This window comes from Qipengyuania sp. ABI-127-1, assembly GCA_022953095.1.
Taxonomy (GTDB): domain Bacteria; phylum Pseudomonadota; class Alphaproteobacteria; order Sphingomonadales; family Sphingomonadaceae; genus Qipengyuania.
The window spans coordinates 1,930,682-1,937,448 of sequence record JALJCR010000001.1 but is presented as its reverse complement, the minus strand read 5'-3'; the positions used below and the strand labels follow the sequence as shown (position 1 = coordinate 1,937,448).

Annotated in this window: 3 protein-coding genes; all 3 read left to right on the top strand. The window is 56.8% G+C overall.

Features of this window, described 5'->3' with window-relative positions; genetic code table 11:
• Positions 1–1,151 precede the first annotated feature (1,151 nt).
• The 3 genes from MUY37_RS09485 to MUY37_RS09475 all read left to right on the top strand — a co-directional run bounded on the left by MUY37_RS09485 (position 1,152) and on the right by MUY37_RS09475 (position 6,697).
• Complete coding sequence (locus MUY37_RS09485; protein ID WP_499195144.1) at positions 1,152–1,790, top strand: Ig-like domain-containing protein; 639 nt, start codon at positions 1,152–1,154, stop codon at positions 1,788–1,790.
• A gap of 153 nt (positions 1,791–1,943) precedes the next feature.
• Positions 1,944–3,938, top strand: a complete 1,995-nt coding sequence (locus MUY37_RS09480; RefSeq protein WP_499195087.1) for a hypothetical protein — start codon at positions 1,944–1,946, stop codon at positions 3,936–3,938.
• A gap of 11 nt (positions 3,939–3,949) precedes the next feature.
• A complete protein-coding gene (locus MUY37_RS09475; protein ID WP_499195086.1) occupies positions 3,950–6,697 on the top strand; it encodes an RHS repeat-associated core domain-containing protein in 2,748 nt (915 codons plus the stop codon).
• Positions 6,698–6,767: the final 70 nt, after the last annotated feature.

Genomic DNA, 6,767 nt, shown 5'->3' with positions numbered 1-6,767 from the left:
GATCGATCCCAGTGGGTTGAGAACTTGCACACCTATAGAGATCATCGAGGGTGAACCTCTACCGGAAGACGCCATTAGAGTTTGCGGAGATCGACCGCGAGTGAATTTGTCGCTTCGTCGTGGTCATAGCGGGTGTGAGCCAACGGACGGTCTTTGTATAGTGATGCTCTTTCACCCCAAGCCTCAATATATTGGAGGCGAAGGAAACGAAGGAGTAAGTTCATCGCCGGAAAATGATGAGAGCGATGAGGATTCAGAGTTCGACTTCTGGGAATGTGCTGGTTCGGTGGGCTGGGGAGCATTGAGCGGCACCGGACTGACATCCTTGTTGCCGTCTTCTATTGCGGACGCACAAGCGCGCACTGACCCGCTTGATCGTCTATTCGAAACCCCAGACGAGGCTGCGAAGAGGGGGCCGAGTGTGAAGCGAGACTGGCGGTCCGCTGGCAGAATTGGCCTGAAGAGGGGGCTTAGCCTAGCTAGAAGGAATCCGTGGGTAGCTGCGGCCGGGGGAATCGGCGGAGGCCTTTATGGCTTGGTTACGGAAGAAAGCTGCGGACTCAATTAGGTTTTATTAGAGGGTCGTATGAACTTTTTCCGTTTTGCCCTTATTGGTGCCTTCGCATTTTCTTTCCTGTGGCTCGCCGACTACATCGACGCGAGCAAAACTAGAAATCTAGTCCTCCCACTGTATTTCTGCCTGTTCTCGGTCGTCGTGGTTTGGGTATTCCCGAATGTTCGGAAGAATGAAAACACCGCAAGAGCGCTAACTGCTTTTTATGCTTTGTCAGCCTTAGCTCCAATTGCGATATTTCTGTCTCCTCTGGACGTGAATTTCTGGATACAGATCGTGATTATAGGGGTCGTGTCACTCTATTTTCGCCTCCGCTAGAACTTGTGTAGTCGGTCTGTCCCTCATTGAACGGCCCGGCCCAGCAACCGGATCACGCCCGCGCGATTGGGAATCTTCGAGCACACCGGACGCAGCGTGGAGTCCGGTTAACTTCTCTTAAGCAATGCTCATTGGCTCAGCTCATCACTTCAAAGGGGGGGGGGGGGCGAGCCGAAGTTTCCAGGTGGCTAATTTGCCTGTCTCAGTCAAAATATTGACCGCAATATTGTTATAAGTGACTGGACACGCCCTATAAGTGATGAAATACTCCCCGTTTAGAAGTATCGGACAGGGGCGCGGCATCGTGAAGCAACTATATCTGAGTGTGTCTCTCGCTGCCATCGCCTGCGCAGATGTTGCCTCAGCGCAATCGAGCACTGAGGTTTACGACTACGACGCACTAGGTCGGCTGATTTCGGTTGTAACCACTGGTGGCGCGAATGATGGCGATGCGCATGCAATCTGCTATGATGCTGCGGGGAACAGAACGAGTTACGACGCCCGGAGTAACCGGGCGATTCCGGCCTGTGCAGGGGGCTCAACATCCCCACCACCACCACCACCATCACCACCACCTCCTCCTCCTCCTCCTGCGAACAATCCGCCCGTCGCTGCTGATGATTTTGCGAGCGTTACATGTACCGGCACTGGGATAGCCAATCTCACCGTAAACGACAGCGATCCCGATGGGGATTCACTGAGTCTATTGTCGATAACTCGCACCTCGGGTGGCAATGCCGATGCATCTATCGCCAACGCGAGTTCAGTAAGCGTGGTCGGCGACAGCCAGTTTGGCAGTACCACCTTCACTTATGTCGTAAGTGACGGAAAAGGAGGGACCGACAGTGGCCAGTTGAGCGTGTTGACAGGTTCTTGCGGTGGGGGGCCATTCTTTTGATCGCCGACAATCGCTTTACACCGGCGAACGTTGTGTTTCGGGTCAGCCTGTCTGGCCTCTGCTCCACAAGAAGACCTTCGAGCCCACAAGCATACCTGCGCCGATTTAAATCACATGATGGTTGGGCTCCTCAAAGTTACCAAAGGCCGTGAAATGAGAAATGTTACAGCCAAAATTGACGGGCTCATTGGCTCTGTGGAGGCGCGTGTTTGCAACGCACTAGTAGCGATAGTCGTTGCTTTCAGCATAGTTCCAGGTGAACACCTCTTTGCACAAGAACTTCAGATAATACCGGCGGAAGAATTTATCAGCTCACCGGGCGGGGTGGATATGCGAACGGGTCGGTATATTTACCGGCACGTCGATCTCAGCGCGGGTGAAGGAGGCAACGCCTTTAGCCTAGAGCGAATTATGCCGGACTACGCAGCTGGGCATGCTAATCCATTTGGCAACTTTTCTCACAATTTCGACATCTGGATGGTAGAGTCTCGTGTGAATCTAGATGCCGGTGGAACAACGTCTGGAGTGGATTATCGCATCAATATCCACATCGGCGGGCGCTCGGTGACATTCGACAGTAAGGCGCAGAGCGTCGGATATAGATATGCTGGATCAGGGCCGGACGCGAAGCTAAATCTTACAGGCGACCGCGCGTCGGCTTCCGCACTATACACATTGCGAGATGCAGATGGCACGATCATCAACTTTCGCCCGATCGGATCAGGTGACTGCTCCAGCTTCGGATACCGGCGCTGTGCATTCGTTTCATCGCTGGTCAGACCGGATGGTACACACCTTGACTTTAGCTATGTCGCGAGCGGAGGGGGCAGTCATAATGGTGCGCGCTTGACACGCGTCGTATCTTCACGGGGATTCACCCTGATACTCGAAGGTACGGGTAACCGGGTCACGAAAGCCTGCCTTGTTAATACACGCACAAATACGCCGCCGGTTGCAAATATCTGCCCTGCGGGCGTTCCAACCTCGACCTATTCTTACGCTTCCACCACCCGGTCGCGTCTCGCAACGATGACTGACGCCGCCGGCGGCCAATGGAGTTTCACATACTCCGGTTCTCAGATGGGATATGTCAATCCAGGCGATGACAGCGCTTGGCTCACCAATACGATAAGTTGGCGCGATGACGAAGAGGGCTCACCGCAAGAAATTATAACCCGGCAAAATTTTTCTGACGGGAGTGCTTATACATATTCGTATAATTTGACGCCCACGACGAATTCTCGCCCTATAGCAACTATAATTGGCGGTAGTTATACTAATAATTCGGGGGCAAAGACGATAATCAATTACGATCATCCAGTTCTTCCGGGAAGCAGACAAGGTGAAACGTGTGCCCCGCACGAGTTTCCATGCACCAATCCCTTGCCTGATCCGTGGGAATACTGGGTTTGGCAAACCACGCCAGGTCCCGTCGAGATTATCGATCCGCTCGGTCGCAAAACGACTTTTAATTATTGCGATCCAGTAGTCGAGACCGGGCTTCCGCCGCAGTATCAGGACAGATGTGCCGTAGTGCCGACAGTAGATGTCACCGATCCCAAGGGTATTCAGACATTTTTCAAATATGACGGTTCACAAAACGTGACGGAGGCGCGCCAAGTAGGAAAGGTGGGTTCGGCGCTTGCCGATATCGTCCGGTCGGCGACGTATGATTGTTCCAACCCGGCAAGTTGCACGAAGCCGCTCACCAGCACCGATGCGAATGGCAACCTTACCGAACGCACTTATGCATCGGGGCATGGGGGGATGGTGTCTGAGATGTTGCCTGCTCCGTCTGCAGGGGGTGCGCGTCCGCTAAAGCTCATCAGTTGGACTCAGCGCTATGTCTGGACAAGAAACACATCTGGTTCGCTCGTACGGTCGGAGAATCCTATCTGGACAAAGGTCTCCGAAACACAATGCCAGACTCTTCCAGGTGTGAGCCCTGCGGCGAGCTGCGACGGGGGCGCCCCGGTACGGACCACGACTTACGAGTACGGCGCTGCTGGTACGGGAGAATCTCTTCTCGTGAAGGGAATTACCATCACTGCGGCAGGTGAGACGCTTCGCACATGCTACGGATACGACGCGATGGGCCGCAAGATCAGTGAGACTGGGCCGAGGGCTGGTCTGGCTAGCTGTCAGTGAGGGAGGGTGTGATGATGAGGCGCTTTTCCGTGCTTGCGCTCGGGGCTTTGGCTGCGGTTTCGATGTCGCAGCAAGTGGCCGCCCAGGCCGTGCCGTCCGATTACACCTCGGCGACGCGTTACGATGCTATGGGCCGGGTGACGGGTACGATTGCTCCTGACCCGGATGGTTCGGGGGCGCTCAAGTATCTTGCCACCCGCACGACTTACGATCAGGCAGGGCGGCCGATCAAGGTCGAGAGCGGCGAGCTTTCGAGCTGGAGGAGCGAGGCGATTGCGCCTGCTTCCTGGGGCAGTGCATTCATTGTCTATACCATCACCGAGACGAGCTATGATGCGCTGAGCCGCAAGCTCACCGAGAAGGTTAGCGGCAAGGACGGCTCCACCGTAACGGTCGTCGGCCTGACGCAATACAGTTACGATGCCGTCGGTCGGCTCGAATGCACGGCGGTGCGGATGAACCCTGCGGTTTATGGATCGCTCCCCGCCAGCGCCTGCACGCTGGGAGTGGAGGGTGCGCACGGCCGCGATCGGATCACCAAAAACATCTACGACGCCGCCGGACAGGTTCTACAGGTCCGCAAGGCGGTGGGCACTTCGATCGAGATCGCCGATGTCACCTATAGCTACACGCGCAATGGCAAGATCGAATATGTCGTCGATGCCAATGGCAACCGGGCCAAGCTCGAATATGACGGGCACGACCGCCAGACCAAGTGGATCTTCCCTTCCAAGACCCGCCCTTCCGCCTTCAACCCCTCGACACCGGCCACTGCGCTGGCCACAGCGGGCAGTCTCAACACCGGCGATTACGAGCAATATGGCTACGATGCCAACGGCAACCGCACCTCGCTGAGAAAGCGCGACGGGGCGACGCTGACCTACCAGTATGACGCGCTCAACCGGATGACGCTCAAGGTCGTGCCCTCGCGCGCGCGCCTGGCACCGGCGAACACGCGCAATGTGTATTACACCTACGATCTGCGCGGGCTGCAGACCAGTGCCCGGTTCGACAGCGCGAGCGGTCTCGGCGTCAGCTATAGCTATGACGGGTTCGGTCGGCTGACTGCCGAGACGCAGAACACCGATGGCACGGCGCGTACCGTGTCCTCGCAATATGATGCAAACGGCAACCGCACGCGCGTGACGCATCCGGACGGGCAATATTGGACGTTCGACTATGACGGCCTCGACCGCGTCACCAATGTGCGCCAGCAGGGAACCGTGCTGGGCGTGGCGAGCTACAATGCGCGCGGTCTTCCGTCGCAAATGGCCTGGACCTATCAGAAGGCCAGCAGCCATGCGAAGACGCTGGCCTATGACAGCGCCGGTCGGCTCGGCTCGATCGCGCTCGATCTGCACGGCTCCACGCGCGATGTCAGTTGGAGTTACACGCGCAATCCGGCCTCGCAGATCATCAGCGAGACGCAGTCGAACGACGCCTATAGCTGGGATGGCCATGTCGATACGGCCCGCGCCTACACCACCAACGGGCTCAACCAGTATACTGGCGCCGGGAGCGCGCGCTTCTGCTACGATGCCAATGGCAATCTCACCGCCGACGGGGCCAGCGTCTATCTCTACGATGTCGAGAACCGCCTGGTCGAGCGGCGCGTTCAGGGCAGCGCCAACACCAATTGCGCCGCGCTATCCTATACCGGCGCGCTCGAGGTTCGGCTGCATTACGATCCGCTCGGGCGGCTCCATCAAGTCAGCGGGGGCAGCCTGGGCACGCAGCGCTTCGTCTATGATGGCAATGCGCTGATCGGCGAATACAGCTATCCCGGCACCTTGCTGCGGCGCTATGTCCATGGCTCGAACGCCGAGGCCGACGATCCGCTGATCGTCTATGAGGGCGCGGGGGTGAGCGCTGCCTCGCGGCGCTATCTCCACGCCGATCCGCGCGGCTCGATCGTGATGGTGACGAACTACCAGGGCGTGCCGCTTCATACCAACAGCTATGATGAATACGGCATCCCCGACACTGCCTCGGGCGACGACATCGCCACCAAGGGCCGGTTCCGCTATACCGGCCAGGTGTGGATCCCCGAGCTGGGCATGTATTACTACAAAGCCCGCATCTACTCCCCCACGCTGGGGCGGTTCCTCCAGACCGATCCGATTGGGTATGAGGACCAGTTCAACCTCTATGCCTATGTCGGGAACGATCCGATCAATGGCGTCGATCCGACAGGGATGTGCAAAGCGGATTGGCAGTGCGATGGCGAATGGAGTTCGGAAACGCAGACATCCTCCCCATCTGATCTAGGTTCCTACAATGACCATTTTCGGAACGGCAATGGTTCTGACTACGCCGTTGATCCATCGGAGTCGGGCGGTTTGGAGCAAGCCATCGATATCGGCAGCCAAATTCAGCAGAGCATTAATGACGGGGGCGTGATGTCTGGCATTGCCGATCAAGCATACTCGAACATGGCTGATGGCCCTCAAAGCTTCGCGCTACCAGACAAGGCTTGGAGTTTTACCCCCACCATAGCATCGGAAGCTGGCCTTACGGTGGGGCGTTTCACAGGGACGATTACGGAAGGCACAATGCAAGTCTCAACGGACGGATCATATGTTGTTCGGGGGGAAATGACATTGAGTTTGGGAGAGTATAACTTCAACCTAGACGGGCGAAATGCAGCCCATAACGCTGCCATCTGGATTGGGGGCAAAGTCGCAGGTGATGGCAAGACCTTCGTTCCCGTCCCAACCAGAACCTATACTTTTACGGCCACGGGGCGGTATCGTCGATGACACCTTTCCGATCACGAATTATTGTGTTTTCGCTTCTAAGTTTGGGAGCGTGTTCACAACCTTGGCCGAC

Bases quoted from the DNA above. Each gene is read 5' to 3' on its own strand.
- MUY37_RS09475 (WP_499195086.1), top strand. From the start codon at position 3,950: ATGATGAGGCGCTTTTCCGTGCTTGCGCTCGGGGCTTTGGCTGCGGTT.
- MUY37_RS09485 (WP_499195144.1), top strand. From the start codon at position 1,152: ATGAAATACTCCCCGTTTAGAAGTATCGGACAGGGGCGCGGCATCGTG.
- MUY37_RS09480 (WP_499195087.1), top strand. From the start codon at position 1,944: ATGAGAAATGTTACAGCCAAAATTGACGGGCTCATTGGCTCTGTGGAG.